The organism is Pseudomonas sp. 3MA1 (genome assembly GCF_029237275.1).
Taxonomy (GTDB): domain Bacteria; phylum Pseudomonadota; class Gammaproteobacteria; order Pseudomonadales; family Pseudomonadaceae; genus Aquipseudomonas; species Aquipseudomonas fluorescens_AP.
In genome coordinates, this window is the sequence record NZ_JAACFX010000004.1 from 179303 (window position 1) to 197011 (window position 17709).

General features: G+C 63.3%; 16 protein-coding genes. 6 read left to right on the forward strand and 10 right to left on the reverse strand.

What is annotated here, in order from left to right; all coding sequences use genetic code 11:
- Positions 1-78: 78 nt before the first annotated feature.
- Genes miaA through GWQ44_RS13435 form a run of 5 tightly spaced genes read right to left on the reverse strand, consistent with a single transcriptional unit; the run spans position 79 to position 5706 of the window.
- Complete coding sequence (gene miaA, locus GWQ44_RS13415; RefSeq protein WP_275927540.1) at positions 79-1050, reverse strand: tRNA (adenosine(37)-N6)-dimethylallyltransferase MiaA; 972 nt, start codon at positions 1048-1050, stop codon at positions 79-81.
- Complete coding sequence (gene mutL, locus GWQ44_RS13420) at positions 1050-2960, reverse strand: DNA mismatch repair endonuclease MutL (protein ID WP_275927541.1); 1911 nt, start codon at positions 2958-2960, stop codon at positions 1050-1052. The genes miaA and mutL overlap by 1 nt, the downstream gene beginning before the upstream one ends.
- Positions 2957-4384, reverse strand: coding sequence for an N-acetylmuramoyl-L-alanine amidase (locus GWQ44_RS13425; protein ID WP_197662855.1), 1428 nt, complete (start codon positions 4382-4384; stop codon positions 2957-2959). Before GWQ44_RS13425 ends, mutL begins: the two co-directional genes overlap by 4 nt.
- 3 nt (positions 4385-4387) lie before the next feature.
- On the reverse strand, positions 4388-4858 hold the full coding sequence (gene tsaE / locus GWQ44_RS13430) for a tRNA (adenosine(37)-N6)-threonylcarbamoyltransferase complex ATPase subunit type 1 TsaE (RefSeq protein WP_016965251.1): 471 nt from the start codon (positions 4856-4858) through the stop codon (positions 4388-4390).
- Positions 4846-5706, reverse strand: a complete 861-nt coding sequence (locus tag GWQ44_RS13435; RefSeq protein WP_047301335.1) for an NAD(P)H-hydrate dehydratase — start codon at positions 5704-5706, stop codon at positions 4846-4848. Before GWQ44_RS13435 ends, tsaE begins: the two co-directional genes overlap by 13 nt.
- 63 nt (positions 5707-5769) lie before the next feature.
- Here GWQ44_RS13435 and queG point away from each other — a divergent pair, with 63 nt between their 5' ends.
- A complete protein-coding gene (gene queG / locus GWQ44_RS13440) occupies positions 5770-6849 on the forward strand; it encodes a tRNA epoxyqueuosine(34) reductase QueG (RefSeq protein ID WP_016965249.1) in 1080 nt (359 codons plus the stop codon).
- On the opposite strand, the gene GWQ44_RS13445 is transcribed toward queG, so the two are convergent.
- Positions 6831-7445, reverse strand: a complete 615-nt coding sequence (locus GWQ44_RS13445) for a trimeric intracellular cation channel family protein (RefSeq protein ID WP_177435162.1) — start codon at positions 7443-7445, stop codon at positions 6831-6833. The two genes, queG and GWQ44_RS13445, sit on opposite strands and share 19 nt — an antisense overlap.
- Positions 7446-7562: 117 nt before the next feature.
- The gene (gene orn, locus GWQ44_RS13450) at positions 7563-8105 is read right to left on the reverse strand and encodes an oligoribonuclease (protein WP_011058931.1); all 543 of its coding nucleotides are present in this window, start codon (positions 8103-8105) and stop codon (positions 7563-7565) included.
- Positions 8106-8213: 108 nt separating this feature from the next.
- Here orn and rsgA point away from each other — a divergent pair, with 108 nt between their 5' ends.
- A complete protein-coding gene (gene rsgA, locus GWQ44_RS13455) occupies positions 8214-9245 on the forward strand; it encodes a small ribosomal subunit biogenesis GTPase RsgA (protein WP_016965247.1) in 1032 nt (343 codons plus the stop codon).
- Between the two features lie 52 nt (positions 9246-9297).
- Here rsgA and motB read toward each other — a convergent pair whose 3' ends face one another.
- Positions 9298-10413 (reverse strand): flagellar motor protein MotB, encoded by a 1116-nt coding sequence (motB, locus tag GWQ44_RS13460; RefSeq protein ID WP_275927542.1) that lies wholly within the window; start codon positions 10411-10413, stop codon positions 9298-9300.
- Between the two features lie 3 nt (positions 10414-10416).
- Positions 10417-11268: a flagellar motor stator protein MotA gene (gene motA, locus GWQ44_RS13465; RefSeq protein WP_016965245.1), complete on the reverse strand. Its 852-nt coding sequence runs from the start codon at positions 11266-11268 to the stop codon at positions 10417-10419.
- A 166-nt stretch (positions 11269-11434) separates the two neighbouring features.
- On the opposite strand from motA, the gene GWQ44_RS13470 reads away from it, so the two are divergent.
- The 3 genes from GWQ44_RS13470 to asd are packed head-to-tail and all read left to right on the forward strand — an operon-like array spanning position 11435 to position 14711.
- On the forward strand, positions 11435-12973 hold the full coding sequence (locus tag GWQ44_RS13470) for an HDOD domain-containing protein (protein ID WP_275927543.1): 1539 nt from the start codon (positions 11435-11437) through the stop codon (positions 12971-12973).
- Positions 12974-13016: 43 nt separating this feature from the next.
- Positions 13017-13832 carry a thiosulfate sulfurtransferase gene (gene rhdA / locus GWQ44_RS13475; RefSeq protein WP_199010410.1) on the forward strand — a complete coding sequence of 272 codons (816 nt, stop codon included), beginning with the start codon at positions 13017-13019 and terminating at the stop codon, positions 13830-13832.
- A gap of 18 nt (positions 13833-13850) precedes the next feature.
- Positions 13851-14711: an archaetidylserine decarboxylase gene (gene asd, locus GWQ44_RS13480; protein WP_047301325.1), complete on the forward strand. Its 861-nt coding sequence runs from the start codon at positions 13851-13853 to the stop codon at positions 14709-14711.
- A 72-nt stretch (positions 14712-14783) separates the two neighbouring features.
- Here the strand turns inward: asd and serB are convergent, their stop codons facing one another.
- Positions 14784-15998 (reverse strand): phosphoserine phosphatase SerB, encoded by a 1215-nt coding sequence (gene serB / locus GWQ44_RS13485; protein WP_016964907.1) that lies wholly within the window; start codon positions 15996-15998, stop codon positions 14784-14786.
- Positions 15999-16131: 133 nt separating this feature from the next.
- Here serB and GWQ44_RS13490 point away from each other — a divergent pair, with 133 nt between their 5' ends.
- The gene (locus tag GWQ44_RS13490) at positions 16132-17658 is read left to right on the forward strand and encodes an AhpA/YtjB family protein (protein WP_275927544.1); all 1527 of its coding nucleotides are present in this window, start codon (positions 16132-16134) and stop codon (positions 17656-17658) included.
- Positions 17659-17709 lie beyond the last annotated feature (51 nt).

Here is a 17709-nt window from a genome sequence, read left to right on the forward strand (position 1 = left end):
TAAGGATCAATAATAAAAATCGGAAAACAGATAGCTAAAACCGTCACACCCCCAAGGATAGACGGCAATTGCAAGGACTCAGCTCAATATGGAGATCGTCCCTAAGTATTTCAAGGCGCGTGGCAGATTGTCGCAATCCAGGCTGTCCAACCATTGCAGGTCAGCCCAACTGCGTAACCAGGTGAACTGCCGCTTCGCCAATTGGCGCGTGGCGATGATGCCCCGCTCCTGCATTTCGGCTGACGTCAGTTTGCCATCCAGGTAATCCCAGACTTGGCGGTAGCCCACAGCACGTATAGACGGTAACCCGGCGTGCAGGTCACTTCTGGAGCGCAGAGCTACGACCTCATCAATGAATCCCTGTTCCAACATTTGTGTGAATCTTTGTGCGATACGCTGATGCAGTACCTGACGATTCGCCGGAGCGATGGCCAGATTGGCGACAGTATAGGGCAATTGACCGTGTCCCGATGCGCCTGCTTCAGTACTTTGCGCCAATTGACGCTGACGATGAGCGGTCATCGTCAGGCCACTGACCCGATAGACTTCCAGCGCCCGCGTCAGACGCTGGGGATCATTGGGATGAATCCTGGCGGCCGACTCCGGATCTACCGCCGCCAACTGATCATGCAGCGCCTGCCAGCCCAGATGCTGGGCCTCTTGTTCAAGCTCGGCGCGCACCTGCGGGTCCGCCGGCGGCATGTCCGCCAAGCCTTCCAGCAGCGCCTTGTAGTACAGCATGGTGCCGCCCACCAACAGCGGAATCTTGCCCCGCGCGGTGATATCGGCCATGGCCGCCAGGGCATCGCTACGAAAATCCGCCGCTGAATAGCTTTCTGCGGGATCGAGAATATCGATCAGCCGATGGGGATATTGCGCCAGCAATTCCCTGGAAGGCTTGGCGGTGCCGATGTCCATGCCGCGATAGACCAGCGCCGAATCGACACTGATCAGCTCGCAAGGCAGCACCTTGGTCAGCTCGATGGCCAGGTCGGTCTTGCCCGCTGCGGTCGGACCCATGAGGAAAATCGCAGGAGGAAGCTGATTCATCAACGGCCGCGCAGAAAGAGTTTGTCCAAATCGTCCAGACCCAATTGGGTCCAGGTCGGTCGACCATGATTGCACTGGCCACTGCGCTCGGTATTTTCCATATCCCGCAGCAAGCCGTTCATTTCCGCAACGGCCAGACGCCGATTGGCGCGAATGGCACCATGACAGGCCATGGTCCCCAGCAGCTCGTTGAGATGAGCCTGGATCCGGTCGCTGGTGCCGTATTCCATCAGATCGGCAAGCACATCGTGCACCAGGCGATTGGCCTCGGCCTGCTTCAGCAGCGCCGGAATCTGCCGGATCGCCAGGGACTCAGGCCCCAGGCGTTGCAACTCAAAGCCCAGCCGCTGGAACCAGGCGGCGTGCTCTTCCGCGCAATCGGCTTCACGCTGGCTGACAGCAATCGACTCCGGCACCAACAGCGGCTGGCCACTCAGGCCTTCGCTGGCCATGGCCACCTTCAAGCGCTCGTACATGATCCGCTCATGGGCGGCGTGCATATCCACCAACACTAGGCCCAGTGCATTCTCCGCAAGGATATAGATGCCCTTGAGCTGGGCCAGGGCGTAGCCCAGAGGCGGAATGTCCTCCTGCCCTTCCGGCAGGGCGGTAGCCGCCGCTCCCGGCAACGGGGCAAAGAATTCACGATAGACGCCTTGTGCTTCCGCCGCCGGCAACACCAGCTGGGGACGCGGCGTGTACTGGTACTGATAGCCGTTGCCAGCCGCGGAACCCGGAGCGCTGTAACCCGGTTCGGACTGAGGCTGCTCCAGGGCCAGGTTCGCAGCCAGGCGCATCTCGCCTTGCGGCCCGAACTCACCGGCTTCGATACCGCTCGGGCGCACGATACCGGCCACCGCTGCCGGCGCCGCCAGCTGGTCTTCGGGGCGTACATCTCCCAGGGCCCGGTGCAAAGTGCCATACAGGAAGTCGTGGACCATGCGCCCATCGCGAAAGCGCACTTCGTGCTTGGTCGGGTGCACATTGACGTCGACCGCCGACGGATCGACCTCGAAAAACAGCACAAACGTCGGATGCCGACCGTTGAACAGCACATCGCGATAAGCCTGGCGAACCGCGTGGGCCACCAGCTTATCCCGCACCGCACGGCCGTTGACGTAGAAATACTGCAAGTCCGCCTGACTGCGGGAGAACGTCGGCAACCCCACCCAGCCCCATAGATGCAGGCCATTGCGCTCCACCTCGATGGGCAGCGCCTGCTCCAGGAAGCCCGAACCGCACACCGCCGCCACCCGCCGGGCACGAGCCGCGTCGTCCTTGGCTTCGTGCAGGCTGAGAATGCTTTTGCCGTTGTGGCGCAAGTGGAACGCCACATCGAAGCGCGCCAGGGCCAGGCGCTTGATCACCTCCTGCAGGTGATCGAACTCGGTTTTCTCGGCCTTGAGGAACTTGCGGCGGGCCGGTGTATTGAAGAACAGGTCGCGCACTTCCACCGAAGTACCCACCGGATGGGCCGCCGGCTGAACCCTCGGCGCCATGTCCCGACCTTCGGTTTCCACTTGCCAGGCCTGCTCGGCATCCCGGGTCCGCGAGGTCAGGGTCAGCCGCGCCACGGAACTGATGGAGGCCAGGGCCTCACCGCGAAAGCCCAGGCTCATCACCCGCTCCAGGTCTTCCAGGTCACGGATCTTGCTGGTGGCGTGTCGCGCCAGAGCCAACGGCAGGTCGTCGGAGGAAATGCCGCCACCGTCGTCACGAACCCGCAACAGCTTGACCCCAGCCTGCTCGACATCCACATCGATGCGTTTGGCGCCCGAATCCAGGCTGTTTTCCAACAGTTCCTTGATCACCGAGGCTGGACGCTCAACAACCTCACCCGCCGCAATCTGGTTGGCCAGCCGTGGACTGAGCAGCTCGATGCGCGCGCCGCTGATTACCGAATCACTCATTCCTTGGCCGCCAATTCTGTACCGGGGATGGTCAGGACCTGCCCCACTTTCAACTCATCGCTTTTCAGATTGTTGGCACTGCGCAGGGTGGCCGCCGACACCTGATAGCGCACGGCGATCATGGCCAGGGTTTCTCCCGGGTTGACCCGGTGATCACGCGGTCCCTGGGCGATCTTGCCGGAGTCCCGCAGCCAGGCGATGTAAGTCCCCGGTGGCGGATTCTGCTGGAAGAACTGCCGCACACCGCTGCTGATGGAACGCGCCAGGGCCTGTTGATGACTGGCGGTGGCCAGTTTCGAGGCCTCGTTGGAGTTGGAGATGAAGCCGGTTTCCACCAGGATCGATGGAATATCCGGCGACTTGAGCACCATGAACCCAGCCTGCTCCACCCGCTGCTTGTGCAACGGTGTGACCCGGCCAATGTTGTTCAACACTTTCTGCCCGACATTCAGACTCGAAGTCAGCGATGCGGTCATCGACAGGTCCAGCAGCACCCCGGCCAGCATCCGGTCCTTGTCATCGAGACTGACGTTGCCAGCCCCGCCGATCAGGTCGGAACGGTTTTCACTGTCCGCCAGCCAGCGGGCGGTTTCCGAGGTGGCGCCGCGTTCGGACAAGGCGAACACCGAAGCACCAAAGGCGGCAGCCGAAGGCGCGGCGTCGGCGTGGATCGAGACGAACAGGTCGGCGCCTTTCTTCCGCGCTATCTCGGTACGACCACGCAGCGGAATGAAGTAGTCACCGGTCCGGGTCAGCTCGGCGCGGAACCCCTTGAGGCCATTGACCTGGCGCTGCAACTCGCGGGCGATGGCCAGCACCACATCCTTCTCGTGCTGGCCACGAGAGCCGGATGCGCCCGGGTCTTCACCGCCGTGACCGGCATCGATCACCACGATGATGTCGCGCTTGCCAGCCGGGGCCGGAGGCAACTTGATCGCCGGCTCAGCAGGCGTGACAGGCACGGCGGGCACAGTGGTCACTGTCGGTGGCGGGGCCGCAGGCGGCGCCGCATCGGATGGATTGTCGAACAGATCGACCACCAGGCGGTTGCCGTACTGCGCGTTGGGCGCCAGGGTAAAACTTTTCGGCGTGACGGCCTTTTTCAGGTCGATGACCACCCGCAAATCGCTAGGGGTGCGCTGTGCCGAACGCATCGCGGTAATGGGGGTGTTGGCCGTGGCGACGTTCAGCGGGCCGCCGAGGGTCGCACCATTGATATCGATGACCAGACGATCCGGGGCCGTCAGGGTGAAGACGCTGTGCTGAACCGGGCCGGACAGGTCGAAGACCAGTCGCGTGTTATCCGGTGCCCGCCACAGGCGGACGCTGCGAACCTGTGTAGCGGCCACAGCATCGACGGCCAATGCCGTAAGCAACAGTCCTACGACAGCAACCAACGCGCGAATGCGCATACCTAACCCCATCAATTATTTGAATTCCAACGCCAAAGCGGCACACCAGGACTCGCCTCGCGAGCCTTGAGACAACAGATGCACAGAACGCCCATTGTGATGCGGGGTAATGGTAATGGTCAGGTCAGGCTTTGGCAAAAAGCCTGCACCCTTCTGGGGCCACTCCAAAAGGCACAGCGCATCGCCTTCGAAGTAGTCGCGGATGCCCAAAAATTCCAGCTCTTCGGGGTCCACCAAACGATACAGATCGAAGTGAAAGGCCCTCACCGCACCTATCTCGTAAGGCTCCACCAGGGTAAAGGTCGGACTCTTCACCGCCCCTGCATGCCCCAGCCCGCGGATGATCCCTCGGGACAAGGTGGTTTTGCCCGCCCCTAGGTCGCCCTCGAGAAAAATCACCCCCACCCCCTGGGTGACCTGAGCAATGCGTGCACCAAATTCCACCATGGCCTGCTCGTCGGCCAGATAAAGGGTTAACTCAGACACGGTGATTGCTCCTCCAACAACTGACGAATGGCTGGAATCAGATCACTGGCCGCCAGCCCACGGCCCAATTTGCCTTGTCGCTCGCCGGCACTGGCATGCAGCCAGACACCCAGGCAAGCCGCATCGAACGCCGACATGCCCTGGGCCAGCAACGCACCGATCAACCCCGCGAGCACATCCCCCAGCCCCGCAGTCGCCATCGCCGGGTGCCCGGCATCACAACGCGCCACTCGCCCGTCGGGAGCGGCGATCAAACTGCCAGCGCCCTTGAGCACCGCAACCGCCGCATATTTTGCGCTCAAGGCCCGGGCCGCTGCCGGCCGATCGGCCTGAACCGCCGCATTGGTCAGGCCCAGCAGACGGGCCGCCTCACCAGGATGGGGGGTGATCACACTGCCGGCGGGCAGTTGCAGCTCACCCTGCGCCAACAGGTTCAACGCATCGGCATCCCAGACTTGAGGCAAGGGTGCGTTGGCCGCTGCGGATAACAGGCTGCGCCCCCATGCTCCCTGGCCCAGGCCTGGACCGACCACCAACACAGAGGCCCTGGCCAGCAGTCCCATCAGCTGGTTGGCCGAATGGGTCGCCTGGGTCATGACTTCCGGCAGCCGCGCAACCGCCGCCGCCACGTGCTCGCTGCGAGTCGCCAGGGAAACCAGCCCCGCGCCACTGCGCAAGGCGCTTTCCGCACTCAACAACGCGGCACCGGCGAAGCCGCGGTCGCCGCCGATCAGCAACAGATGGCCGAACTGCCCCTTATGGGCATCCACAGGCCGGCCGTTCAGGCGCGGCAGATGACCGCCAGTCAGCAACTGAACCTCAGGTAATGGGTGTTTTGTCTGCGGCATGCGTCTTAGGGCTCCGATGTCTGGCAGAATTATACGCACCTCAGCCCCGGTTTCTCTCGCCTCATGCCCGCTATTACCCAGGATCTTCCCGCTCTCGCCCAATCGATCAAGGACTGGGGCCGCGAACTGGGCTTTCAGCAAGTCGGCATCAGCGGCCTGGACCTGGCCGAGCATGAACAGCACCTGGAGCGCTGGCTCGCCGCCGGCTACCACGGCGAGATGGACTACATGGGCGCCCACGGCAGCAAGCGCTCCCATCCCGAGCAACTGGTGCCCGGCACCCTGCGCGTGGTGTCGCTGCGCATGGACTACCTGCCCGGCGACACCCAGATGGCCCAGCGCCTGGCCCAGCCCTCCAAGGCCTATGTTTCGCGCTACGCCCTGGGCCGCGACTACCACAAGCTGATCCGCAAGCGCGTGCAGCAACTGGCCGAGCGCATCCAGCAAGCCATCGGCCCGTTCGGCTATCGCGCCTTCGTCGACAGCGCCCCGGTGCTAGAGAAAGCCATCGCCGAACAGGCCGGGCTCGGCTGGATCGGCAAGAACACCCTGGTGCTCAACCGCAAGGCCGGCAGCTACTTCTTTCTCAGCGAGCTGTTCGTCGACCTGCCGCTGCCAGTGGATGAACCCCACGCCAGCGAGCATTGCGGACGTTGCACCGCCTGCCTGGACATCTGCCCGACCAATGCCTTCGTCGGTCCCTACGTGCTGGATGCGCGGCGCTGCATTTCCTACCTGACCATCGAACTGAAAAACGCCATCCCCGAAGACCTGCGCCCGCTCATCGGCAATCGGGTATTCGGCTGCGACGACTGCCAGATCGTCTGTCCCTGGAACCGCTTCGCCCGACCCTCGGCAGAAGGCGACTTCAAGCCCCGGCATAACCTGGACAACGCCGAACTGGCCGAGCTGTTCATGTGGGACGAGGACAAGTTCCTCAGCAGCACCGAGGGCTCGCCCCTGCGCCGCGCCGGTTACGAGCGCTGGCTACGCAACCTGGCCGTGGGCCTGGGCAACGCACCGTCGAGCATTCCCGTGCTGGAAGCGCTCAAGGCCCGCCAGGACTACCCGTCGGAGCTGGTGCGCGAACATGTGCAGTGGGCCCTGGCCCAGCACGCCCAGCGTCAGTGCTCGTCGTTGTAGACGAACTTGGGCATTTCCCAGTGAAAGCGGATCGCCAGCAAGCGCAATAGAAAACCGCCAAACAGGGTGATCAGGATCGACTGTTCGCTCGGCAACTGCAGATAAATGCACAGCATGTAGCACCAGGCCGCGGCGAAAGACACGCTGGCGTACAGCTCGCGACGAAAGATCAACGGGATGTCGTTGCAGAAGATATCCCGAAGGATGCCGCCAAACACTCCGGTGATGACCCCACTGACCGAGGCCACCAGCATGCCGTGGCCCATTTCCAGGGCGGTCATGCAGCCGATCAGGGTAAAGGCCACCAGGCCCACGGCGTCGAGCACCAGGAACAGCGAACGCAGGTGACGCATCAACGGCGCGATAAAGATCGTCACCAATGCCGCCACCGAGGTCAGCACCAGGTACTCCGGGTGCTTGACCCAGGTCAGCGGGTAATGGCCGAGCAACATGTCGCGCACCGAACCACCACCCAGCGCGGTGACGCAGGCGATCAGCACCACGCCGAACCAGTCCATGCCACGGCGGCCGGCAGACAGGGCACCGGTCATGGCTTCGGCGGTAATGGCGATCAGATAAAGCATCAACAACATGATGGCGGTCCTTACAAGAAGGCGCGCAGTCTACTCAGTTGAAGCGAGCACCAAAAGAGGGCGGGAGCGGGCGCCGAATGGCATCGCGCGCCCGTTCGCCGACCAGCCGGCTGCTGAAGATCAAAACTTGATGAAGTGCTTGCGGTAGTGCTGAAGCTCGGCAATGGACTCGCGGATGTCGTCCAGGGCCAGGTGGGTGCTGCCTTTCTTGAAGCTGTCGCGCACGTCCGGGGCCCAGCGGGCGGCCAGCTCCTTGAGGGTCGAGACATCCAGGTTGCGGTAGTGGAAGTAGCTTTCCAGGGCCTTCATGTGGCGATAGAGGAAACGCCGGTCCTGGCAGATGCTGTTGCCACAGATCGGCGACTTGCCCTTCGGCACCCATTGCTCAAGGAAGGCAATGGTCTGGGCTTCGGCTTCGGCCATGCTGATGCGGCTTTCGCGCACCCGCTGGGTCAGGCCGGAACCACCGTGCTGGCGAGTGTTCCACTCGTCCATGCCGGCGAGAATCTCGTCGCTCTGGTGGATGGCGATGACCGGTCCTTCAGCCAAGGTGTTGAGGTTGCTGTCGGTGACAATGGTCGCCATCTCGATGATGACGTCGGTGTCGGGGTTCAGACCGGTCATTTCCAGATCGATCCAAATCAGGTTCTGCGGGTTTTGCATGGGAGGGCTCCTCGGCGTAGTTGCGCAGTTTAGCCTAGAGGACCCGCCCGGCGTGCTAAACTCGCCGCCGCTTTACCCAACCGCCGTAATTATCGACACGGAACACCAATGGCCAAACGCCAGCTCAATCGTCGCCAAAACTGGCGCATCGAAAAGATTCAGGGTGAGCGCGCCGCCCGCGCCGCCAAACGCGAGTCCTCTGCCGTAGAGGCGCTCGAAGGTGGCGACCTGGGCCCGGAACAGACCGGCCTGGTCATCGCCCACTTCGGCGTGCAGGTCGAGGTCGAAGCGCGCGAAGGCGAGCTGGCCGGCCAGGTATTCCGCTGCTATCTGCGGGCCAACCTGCCGGCATTGGTCACCGGTGATCAAGTGGTCTGGCGTGCCGGCAATCAGGGCATCGGCGTGATCGTCGCGCAACTGCCACGCAGCACCGAGCTGTGCCGTCCGGACAGCCGCGGCCAGCTCAAGCCGGTCGCCGCCAACGTCGACATGATCGTGATCGTGTTCGCGCCCATGCCCGAGCCCCACGCCAACCTCATCGACCGCTATCTGGTGGCTGCCGAGCACGCCGGCATCCGCCCGTTGCTGCTACTGAACAAGGCCGACCTGATCGACGAGCAGAACGCCCCGGCGCTCAATGCCTTGCTGGCGGTCTATCGCCAGTTGGGCTATCCGCTGCTGGAAGTCTCGGCGCACCACGGCGACGGCATGGAACAGCTGCAAGCCCTGCTGGACGGCCGCATCAGCGTGTTCGTGGGCCAGTCGGGGGTGGGCAAGTCCTCCCTGGTCAACAGCCTGCTGCCGGAAGTCGAAACCCGGGTCGGGCCGCTGTCGGAGTTTTCCGGACAGGGCACCCATACCACCACCACCGCGCGCCTGTTCCACTTCCCCGGCGGCGGCGAGCTGATCGACTCCCCCGGTATCCGCGAGTTTGGCCTGGGGCATGTCAGCCGCGCCGATGTCGAGGCCGGCTTCATCGAGTTCAACGACCTGCTGGGCACCTGCCGCTTCCGCGATTGCAAGCACGATCGCGAACCGGGCTGCGCCCTGCTCAAGGCCCTGGAAGACGGGCGCATCCAGCAACAACGGATGAACAGCTACCGCTCGATTCTCGCCAGCCTGCCCGACAGCAGCTACTGAACCCTCTGTTCCAGACACGAAAAGGCCGCGAAGATCGCGGCCTTTTGGTGTCTTACCTGGCGCTGCCCGGTGTGGCCGGAGGCGCCGGTGTTGCTGGGGGTGCCGCTGGCTGGGGCGCCGGCGCCGCCGGCTTGCCAGCGGGGGCCTGACCTGCGGCACCCTGCTCATCCATCTTCAGCACACCGTCCTCGAAGATGTTCAGACGCTGGCGCACCTCGTGGGCCGGCAGCGGTTCGCTGCCCGGCGGCAAGGCGTGGGGGTCGGCCGGTACTTCTCCGGGAGCCCCGCTGCCCTGAGTCGGTGCCGGTGCCTGCGGATCGACCTGTTCGCCCTCGATGGCACGCTGGGCCTTCTTGGTCAGCACCACGATGTCGATACGCCGGTTGACCGGATTGAGCGGGTTCTTGCGATCGAACAGCGCCGAGGAGGCAAAACCCACCACCCGAGCCACTTGCGGATCCGGATAACCACCGGCCACCAATGCACGACGTGCGGCGTTGGCACGGTTGGCGGACAGCTCCCAGTTGCCGAACTCGCCGCTACCGGCATAAGGCGTGGCGTCGGTGTGACCGCTGATGCTGATCTTGTTCGGCACCGCCTTGATGGTGTCGGCCATGGCCAGCAGGATGTCTTCGAAATACGGCTTCAAGCGCGCACTGCCGGAGTCGAACATCGGCCGGTTCTCGGCGTCCATGATCTGGATGCGCAGGCCATCCGGAGTGATCTCGAAAAGAATCTGGTCCTTGAACTTCTGCAACTGAGGATTCTCTTCGACCTTGTTCTGCAGCTCTTGCAGCAACAGTTCGAGACGCTCGCGCTCCACCTGCTCGGCCATGCCCTCCACCTGCTCGGCGTCCACCGTGACCTTGTCCGGCTGCGGCTGGGACTTGACCTCGGGGTTGAGGGTGTTTTCCGGCGCCAGCTGCGGCGAGCCGCCCAGGTCGATGATGTACGGCGTGCCGCTTTCCGAGAAGCCGATCGGGTCCTTGAAGTAACCGGCGATGGCGATCTTCTGCTCCGGGGTCGCGGTGGACAGCAGCCACAGCACCAGGAAGAACGCCATCATCGCCGTGGCGAAGTCGGCGAAGGCGATTTTCCAGGCGCCCCCGTGATGCCCGCCCGCAAAGCGCTTGACGCGCTTGATGATAATCGGCTGGTTATTTTCCATGACTTAGCGACCGCGAACCGCTTGTTCCAGCTCGGCGAAGCTAGGACGGTGGGCCGGATACAGGACCTTGCGCCCGAACTCCACCGCCAGCGAAGGCGGAACGCCGGAAGCGGAAGCTACCAGGGACGCCTTGATGGCTTCGTAGACATTGAGTTCTTCCTTGGCGTCGTGGGACAGCGAGGTCGCCAGAGGACCGAAGAAACCATAGGCCGCCAGAATACCGAAGAAGGTACCTACCAGCGCCGCACCTACGTGCAGACCGATGGACTTCTGGTCGCCTTCGCCCAGGGACGCCATGGTCACCACGATACCCAGTACCGCCGCCACGATACCGAAGCCCGGCATGGCGTCGGCAACCCCGGTGACCGCGTGGGATGGGTGCTCGAGGTCTTCCTTGAGACTGAACAGCTCCATGTCGAACAGGCCTTCGAGCTCGTGGGGAGCCATGTTGCCGGAGGACATGATGCGCAGGTAGTCACAGATAAACGCCGTCATGCGTTCATCTTTAAGCACCGCCGGATACTTGGCGAAGATCGGACTGGCCGCGGCGTCTTCGATATCACCCTCGATCGCCATCATGCCTTCACGGCGACTCTTGTTGAGGATCTCGTAGATCAGGCCCAGCACTTCCAGGTAGAAGGTGTGGGTGAAACGCGAACTGAACATGCCCAGGGATTTTTTCACGACGTGCATCGTCATGTAGCCCGGGTTGGCCTGCAGGAATGCGCCGAAGGCTGCACCACCGATGATCATGACCTCGAAGGGCTGGATCAGAGCAGCGATTTTGCCGTGAGAGAGCACGTATCCGCCGAGCACGCTCGCGAATACGACGATGATGCCGATAATTTTAGCCATAGGTAGGAGAGTACTTATTGAGTCGGGTTCAAGGTCATATTCGGAAGTTCTTAAAACTCTTCTTCTACTTATCGGCAAAACTGCGCCAGACTATAGCCAGTTAAGGCGAAAAGCCAGTTTGGCCCGCTCTGGGCGTGTTCAAAGCAGACGATGATTGCGCCCAACCATGTCTAATGAAACCAACGTCCCACATTCCCCGCCGACCTCTCTCGACGCTTGGGTAAAGCTGCTTAATGGCGTGCGTTTGCCCGTGCCGCAAGCCAGCCATGATCGCGTGTGCAAAGCCATCGCCAACAACCGCAGCTCGCTGCGAGACATCGCCGATCTGATGCAAAACAGCCCTGCGCTGGCCCTGAGCGTGATCCGCGAAGCCAATCGGCATTCCCACGGCAGCATGAGCGAGCCGGCAGAAAACCTGGAGGTCGCGGTCAACCGCCTGGGCCTCAAGCGCACCGAAGAACTGCTGGAACAGTTGCCGACCCTGCCCGAGGAAAAGATCCCCCAGGAGTTGCGGCAACTGCAATTGATCAGCCAGCACGCCACCCAGCAAGCCAACGGTTTTTTTGCCGGGCGCCTGGCGCGGCTGTGGCAGGACATTCACTGGGGCAGCCTGCTGTTCCTCTCGCCACTGTGGGCCATGGCCCTGGTCTATCCCAAGCTCATGGAAGAGTGGGAACTGCGGGTCATCTATAAGCATGAGTCGGCGCGCAAGGTGGAAATGCAGCTGTTCGGCGTGCGACTGATGGAACTGTGCCAGGCGCTGGTGCAGGTCTGGCACTTGCCGATCTGGGTGCAGCAGGGTTATCGCCTGCTGACCCGTGAACGGCGTCAACTGGCCAAGGCCATGCTGATCGCCCGGGACAACGAGCACCCCCTGCGTCAGCAGCAACGCCTGGATGCCGACCCGGACCTGCAACGCTGGCTGAACCAGCCGGCCAACTGCGTATTGCTGGCCAACGGCCTGGCCCTGGCGGCACAACACTCCTGGAACAACCCCCACGGCCGACGCTGGCAGAACCTCACCGGCCTCTACCTGCAGATGCCGATCGCCCAGGTCCAGCAACAGCTGCACCAGCAGGCGGCAACCAGCGCCCGCAATGACAGCCAGCCGGACCTCTGGCATCCGGCCCAGGCCCTGCTCTGGCCCTGGAACGCCCGCCGCCTGCACAGCGGCGAACAGCCCGCACCGGCGCCCACGGCCGAAGAACTGGCCAAGTGGCGCAAGGCCTGCAGCGAACTGCTGCTCGAACAAAGCCCCTTCACCAATGCCGTGCATCTCACCAGCTTTGCCAGAGACGCCCTGGTGGCATGCGGCATGCGCCGGGTATTGCTGCTGATGGTCGATCGCAGCCTGAGTCATCTGCGGGTGCAACAGCTATATGGCCTGCCCAAAGAAGCTGCGGGGCTGACTCTGCAGACCAAGCAGAGCTCGCTGCTGCAGCGCTTGCTGGAGAAATCCGCCCAGGTACGCCTGACGCCGGCCAACAAGGCACAGTACTCCTCGCACCTGCCGGGCCCCTTGCGCCAACTGTTCCGCGGCGAACACCTGCTGCTGCGCTCACTGTCCTGCAATGGCCGGGTACTGATGCTGGTAATCGCCGACCAGGGCGGCGTGCCGTTCTCGGAAATCAGTGTCCAGGCATTCGGCAAGACCGCCCAGTGCATCGAAAAAGCCTTGCACAGCTTTACCAACCGCAGCCAATGACGCTTGCGCTACAATCCCACCCTTTGTGCCCTGGGGACCTCACATGTCTGACTTCTCTGGCTTGCCGCTGGTCATCGAACCGAGCGACTTGCTCGCCCGCCTCGACGCCCGCGAACTGATCCTGGTCGACCTGACCAGCGCTGCCCGCTATGCCACCGGACATATCCCCGGGGCACGCTTCGTCGACCCCAAGCGCACCCAGCTCGGCCAGCCCCCCGCTCCCGGACTGCTACCGCCGCAGAACGCCCTTGAAGCGCTGTTCGGCGAGCTCGGGCACAACCCGGACGCGGTATACGTGGTCTATGACGACGAAGGCGGCGGCTGGGCCGGGCGCTTCATCTGGCTTCTGGACGTGATCGGCCACGGCCGCTACCACTACCTGGATGGCGGCCTGCCGGCCTGGCTGGCGGAAAGCCTGCCCGTGAGCACCGAAGCCCCGCCTGCGGCAGGCGGCCCGGTGCCGCTGACCCTGCATGACGAACCCACCGCCACCCGCGAATACCTGCAAAGCCGTCTTGGCGCCGCTGACCTGGCAATCTGGGACGCGCGCGGCCCGCTGGAATACTCCGGGGAGAAGGTCCTGGCCGCCAAGGGCGGACACATTCCCGGCGCGGTGAACTTCGAGTGGACCGCCGGCATGGACCAGGCACGCCACCTGCGCATTCGCCGCGACATGCCGCAGATCCTCATGGACCTGGGCATCAGCAAAGACAAAGAAATCATCACCCACTGCCAGACCCACCACCGCTCCGGCTTCACCTACCTGGTGGCCAAGGCGTTGGGCTACCCGCGGGTCAAGGGCTACGCCGGCTCCTGGGGCGAATGGGGCAATCATCCCGATACGCCCGTAGAGATTTAAGGTTTTTAAGGACACCCAATGAAAAAGCGCTTGTTCATCCTCAGCCAGTACCTGCTGCCTCACCACCTGCTGTCGCGCCTGGCCGGCTGCATTGCCGAGTGCCGCGTGCGCTGGTTCAAGAATGCCTTCACCCGCTGGTTCGCCAAGCAGTATCAGGTGGACATGTCCGAGGCCCAGGTCGAGGACGTGACCGCCTACGAACACTTCAACGCCTTCTTCACCCGCGCCCTGAAAGACGGCGCACGACCGCTGGACCCGACGCCGGGCGCAGTGCTCAGCCCTGCCGACGGCGCCGTCAGCCAACTGGGCCCGATCGAGCACGGCCGAGTGTTCCAGGCCAAGGGCCATAGCTACAGCGTGCTGGAACTGCTGGGGGGCGATCCGGCCCTGGCTGCCCCCTTCATGGGCGGCGACTTTGCCACTATCTACCTGTCGCCCAAAGACTATCACCGGGTGCACATGCCGCTGGCCGGCACCCTGCGGGAAATGGTCTATGTCCCTGGCCGCATCTTCTCGGTGAACCAGACCACCGCCGAGAACGTGCCTGAACTGTTCGCCCGCAACGAGCGCGTGGTGTGCATCTTCGACACCGAACGCGGGCCTATGGCGCTGGTACTGGTGGGCGCCATGATCGTGGCTTCGATCGAAACCGTCTGGGCCGGCCTGGTAACCCCGCCCAAGCGCGAACTCAAGACCGTGCGCTACGACGAAGCGGCCCGGGCACCGATTCATTTGGAAAAAGGTGCCGAAATGGGGCGCTTCAAGCTGGGTTCCACGGCCATCGTGCTGTTTGGCCCGGACCAGGTGCAGTGGGCGGAAGAACTGGCCGCCGGCTCGCCAGTACGCATGGGCCAGGGCTTGGGCCTGCCCAAGGCCTGAAACCCGGATACCGGACAAAAAAACGCCGCTGATCAGCGGCGTTTTTTATGCTCGGGGCGTTTTCCGCACAACTCAGAGCTGACCGTCACGATCGCGGAAGCCCAGCAGATACAACACCCCATCCAGGCCCAGGGTCGAGATCGCCTGCTTGGCCGACTGCTTGACCAGCGGCTTGGCACGGAATGCCACGCCCAGGCCGGCAATGCCCAGCATCGGCAGGTCGTTGGCGCCATCACCGACAGCGATGGTCTGCTCCAGGCGCAGGCCTTCCTTGTGCGCCAGCTCGCGCAGCAGATCAGCCTTGCGCTGGGCGTCGACGATCGGCTCCACCGCCACGCCGGTCACTTTGCCGTCCACCACTTCCAGCTCGTTGGCAAACACATAGTCGATGCCCAGCTTGGCCTGCAACTGCTTGGCGAAGTAGGTGAAGCCGCCTGAGAGAATCGCGGTCTTGTAGCCCAGACGCTTGAGTTCGGCGAACAGGGTTTCGGCGCCCTCGGTCAGGCGCAGCGAGGCACCGATGGAGTCCAGCACGCTGACGTCCAGGCCCTTGAGCAAGGCCAGGCGCTCCTTGAAGCTGGCACGAAAATCCAGTTCGCCGGCCATGGCCCGCTCAGTGATTTCTGCCACCCGATCACCCACGCCTGCCGCCTTGGCCAGCTCGTCGATCACCTCGGCCTCGATCAGCGTCGAGTCCATGTCGAACACCGCCAAACGGCGGTTGCGGCGAAACAGCGAGTCTTCCTGGAAGGCGATGTCGACGTTCAGCTCCTGGGCCACGCTGAGGAACTCGGCCCGCAGCGCTTGCGGGTCGGCGGCTTCGCCACGCACCGAGAACTCGATGCAGCCCTTGCCCTGATCGGCCGGCATATCCAGGGGCATGCGCCCGGACAGGCGATCGATGTGGTCGATGTTCAGGCCGTACTTGGCAGTGATCGAACTCACCCGCTGCAACTGCTCGGCGGTGACCTTGCGGGTCAGCAGGGTGACGATATGGCGCTGCTTGCCCTGGCCGTCGACCCACTGCTGGTAATCGTCTTCGGACACCGGCGTGAAACGCACCTGCTGGTCGAGCTTGTAGGCCGTGAACAGAATGTCCTTGAGCACCGACGAACTCTGTTCGTTGCTCGGAATTTCAACCAGGATGCCGAACGACAAGGTGTCGTGGATCACCGCCTGACCGATGTCGAGAATGTTCACACCGCCCTGGGCCAGAACGCCGGTAATGGCCGCAGTCAGACCGGGACGATCTTCGCCGGTGATGTTGATCAGGACAATTTCGCGCAAGGCGCACCCCCGAGGTGGAAAAAAAGCGCATTCTACCCACTTTCGGTGACCATCGGGCACAGCCAGCGCTTTGCCGGTCTAGGGCCTGTCGCTATACTGCGCGTCAAATTCACGGACAAAAGAGCCGAGCTCAGTGAACCGGCCCACGCCAGTCAAAACCGACAACTTCTTCCTGCTGATCTTCCGTGCACTGCGCCATCGTCGTGTGCCGATTGCATTGCGCATCGCCAGCCATAACGTGATCCTGGTCGCCCTGGCCCTGGTGATCTATGCCGGCGTGATGGGCCTGCAGTTCAAGCAAGCCATGCACGAACAAGCCGATGCCCTGGGTCAGAGCCTGACCACCCAGACCGCCACCTCGGCCACCGAGTTGCTGGTGTCCAACGACATCCTCAGCCTCAACGTCCTGCTCAACAACCTGACCAAGAACCCGCTGGTGGCCCACGCGGCGATCTACAGCGTCGACAACCGCATCCTCGCCGAGGCCGGACAGCGCCCCAAGAGCAGCCTGCTGGGCGAAACCGAGGGCGTGTACCAGACCAAGATCACCTTTCAGGACGTGACCGCCGGCAACCTGCGGATCAGCCTGGACATGGCGCAGTTCCAGCAGCCAATGACCATCAGCCTGCAGAGCATGGGTATCCTCAGCGCCATCCTGCTGGCCCTGGCGCTGGCCCTGAGCCTGCGCCTGGGTCGCCACATCTCCACCCCGTTGCTGCAACTGCGTGTCTGGCTGCGGGACCTGGATGAACACACACCGGCCACTCAGCGCCAGGACGAGATCGGCGATCTGGCGCGCCAGCTGCACGCCCGCCTGGTGCCGGAAAAGCCCGAGCCAGAGCTTCAGCCTGAACTGGAAGCAGAGGCCGACGAGGGACCCGAGCCCGGCTTCGAAGTGCGCAACTTGCGTGATCCGAGCTTTGATCAAAGCGCGCCCGTGGCGGGCCTGAAGCCTGCGCCACGGCACCTGGTCAGCGCGGAGGAGGACGAGCTGGACGAAGAAGATCCGTTCGCCGACCTGCGTGATCACTCGTCGACACCCGCTCCCAAACCGACGCTGCAACCGCAAACGCCCGCCCAGCCTCAGCACAGCGCGGTACTCGCGGTGCAACTGGGCGCCCAGGAACAACTGCGACGCCTGCCACGGGCACGCCTGATGGAATTGCTCGAGCGCTATCGCGACTGCCTCGACCAGGCCGCCTCGCTGTACCAGAGCGAACTGCACACCCTGAACGACGGCAGCACGCTGATGCTGTTCCACAGCGAAGACAGCGGCGACGATTACCTGACCAACGCCATCTGCTGCGGCGAACTGCTGCGCGCCCTGGGCCATGCCCTGCAGATCGAAGTGGCGGACAGCGGCATCACCCTGCAATTGCAACTGGGCCTGACACTGGGCGAAGGACTGTTCGGCCTGAGCCAGATCGACCTGCTGCTCACCGAAACGGCTCAAGATGCCCTGGCCCTGTCCCAACACAGCCGCAACCTGCTGCTGGTTGAGCGCAAGGTCAATGACGACGCGCTGCTGCGCCAGCGCGCACGCATCCGTCCGATCGCCAGCCCTGAAGGAGCCTGCTGCGTTGAACGCCTGATGGAGCCCTACCCGTCGATGCTGGAGCGGCAACTGGCGCGCATGCATGAAACACGGGCCAAGCTGTAAGGCGACTCCCACACAAGAAAAAGCCCGCCCAGTGCGGGCTTTTTCGTGGCC

What these genes read in the sequence shown, in the direction of transcription:
- miaA (WP_275927540.1), bottom strand. Translation starts at nt 1,050, where the DNA reads ATGAATCAGCTTCCTCCTGCGATTTTCCTCATGGGTCCGACCGCAGCG.
- mutL (WP_275927541.1), bottom strand. Translation starts at nt 2,960, where the DNA reads ATGAGTGATTCGGTAATCAGCGGCGCGCGCATCGAGCTGCTCAGTCCA.
- GWQ44_RS13425 (WP_197662855.1), bottom strand. Translation starts at nt 4,384, where the DNA reads ATGGGGTTAGGTATGCGCATTCGCGCGTTGGTTGCTGTCGTAGGACTG.
- GWQ44_RS13435 (WP_047301335.1), bottom strand. Translation starts at nt 5,706, where the DNA reads ATGCCGCAGACAAAACACCCATTACCTGAGGTTCAGTTGCTGACTGGC.
- queG (WP_016965249.1), top strand. Translation starts at nt 5,770, where the DNA reads ATGCCCGCTATTACCCAGGATCTTCCCGCTCTCGCCCAATCGATCAAG.
- orn (WP_011058931.1), bottom strand. Translation starts at nt 8,105, where the DNA reads ATGCAAAACCCGCAGAACCTGATTTGGATCGATCTGGAAATGACCGGT.
- rsgA (WP_016965247.1), top strand. Translation starts at nt 8,214, where the DNA reads ATGGCCAAACGCCAGCTCAATCGTCGCCAAAACTGGCGCATCGAAAAG.
- motB (WP_275927542.1), bottom strand. Translation starts at nt 10,413, where the DNA reads ATGGAAAATAACCAGCCGATTATCATCAAGCGCGTCAAGCGCTTTGCG.
- motA (WP_016965245.1), bottom strand. Translation starts at nt 11,268, where the DNA reads ATGGCTAAAATTATCGGCATCATCGTCGTATTCGCGAGCGTGCTCGGC.
- GWQ44_RS13470 (WP_275927543.1), top strand. Translation starts at nt 11,435, where the DNA reads ATGTCTAATGAAACCAACGTCCCACATTCCCCGCCGACCTCTCTCGAC.
- rhdA (WP_199010410.1), top strand. Translation starts at nt 13,017, where the DNA reads ATGTCTGACTTCTCTGGCTTGCCGCTGGTCATCGAACCGAGCGACTTG.
- asd (WP_047301325.1), top strand. Translation starts at nt 13,851, where the DNA reads ATGAAAAAGCGCTTGTTCATCCTCAGCCAGTACCTGCTGCCTCACCAC.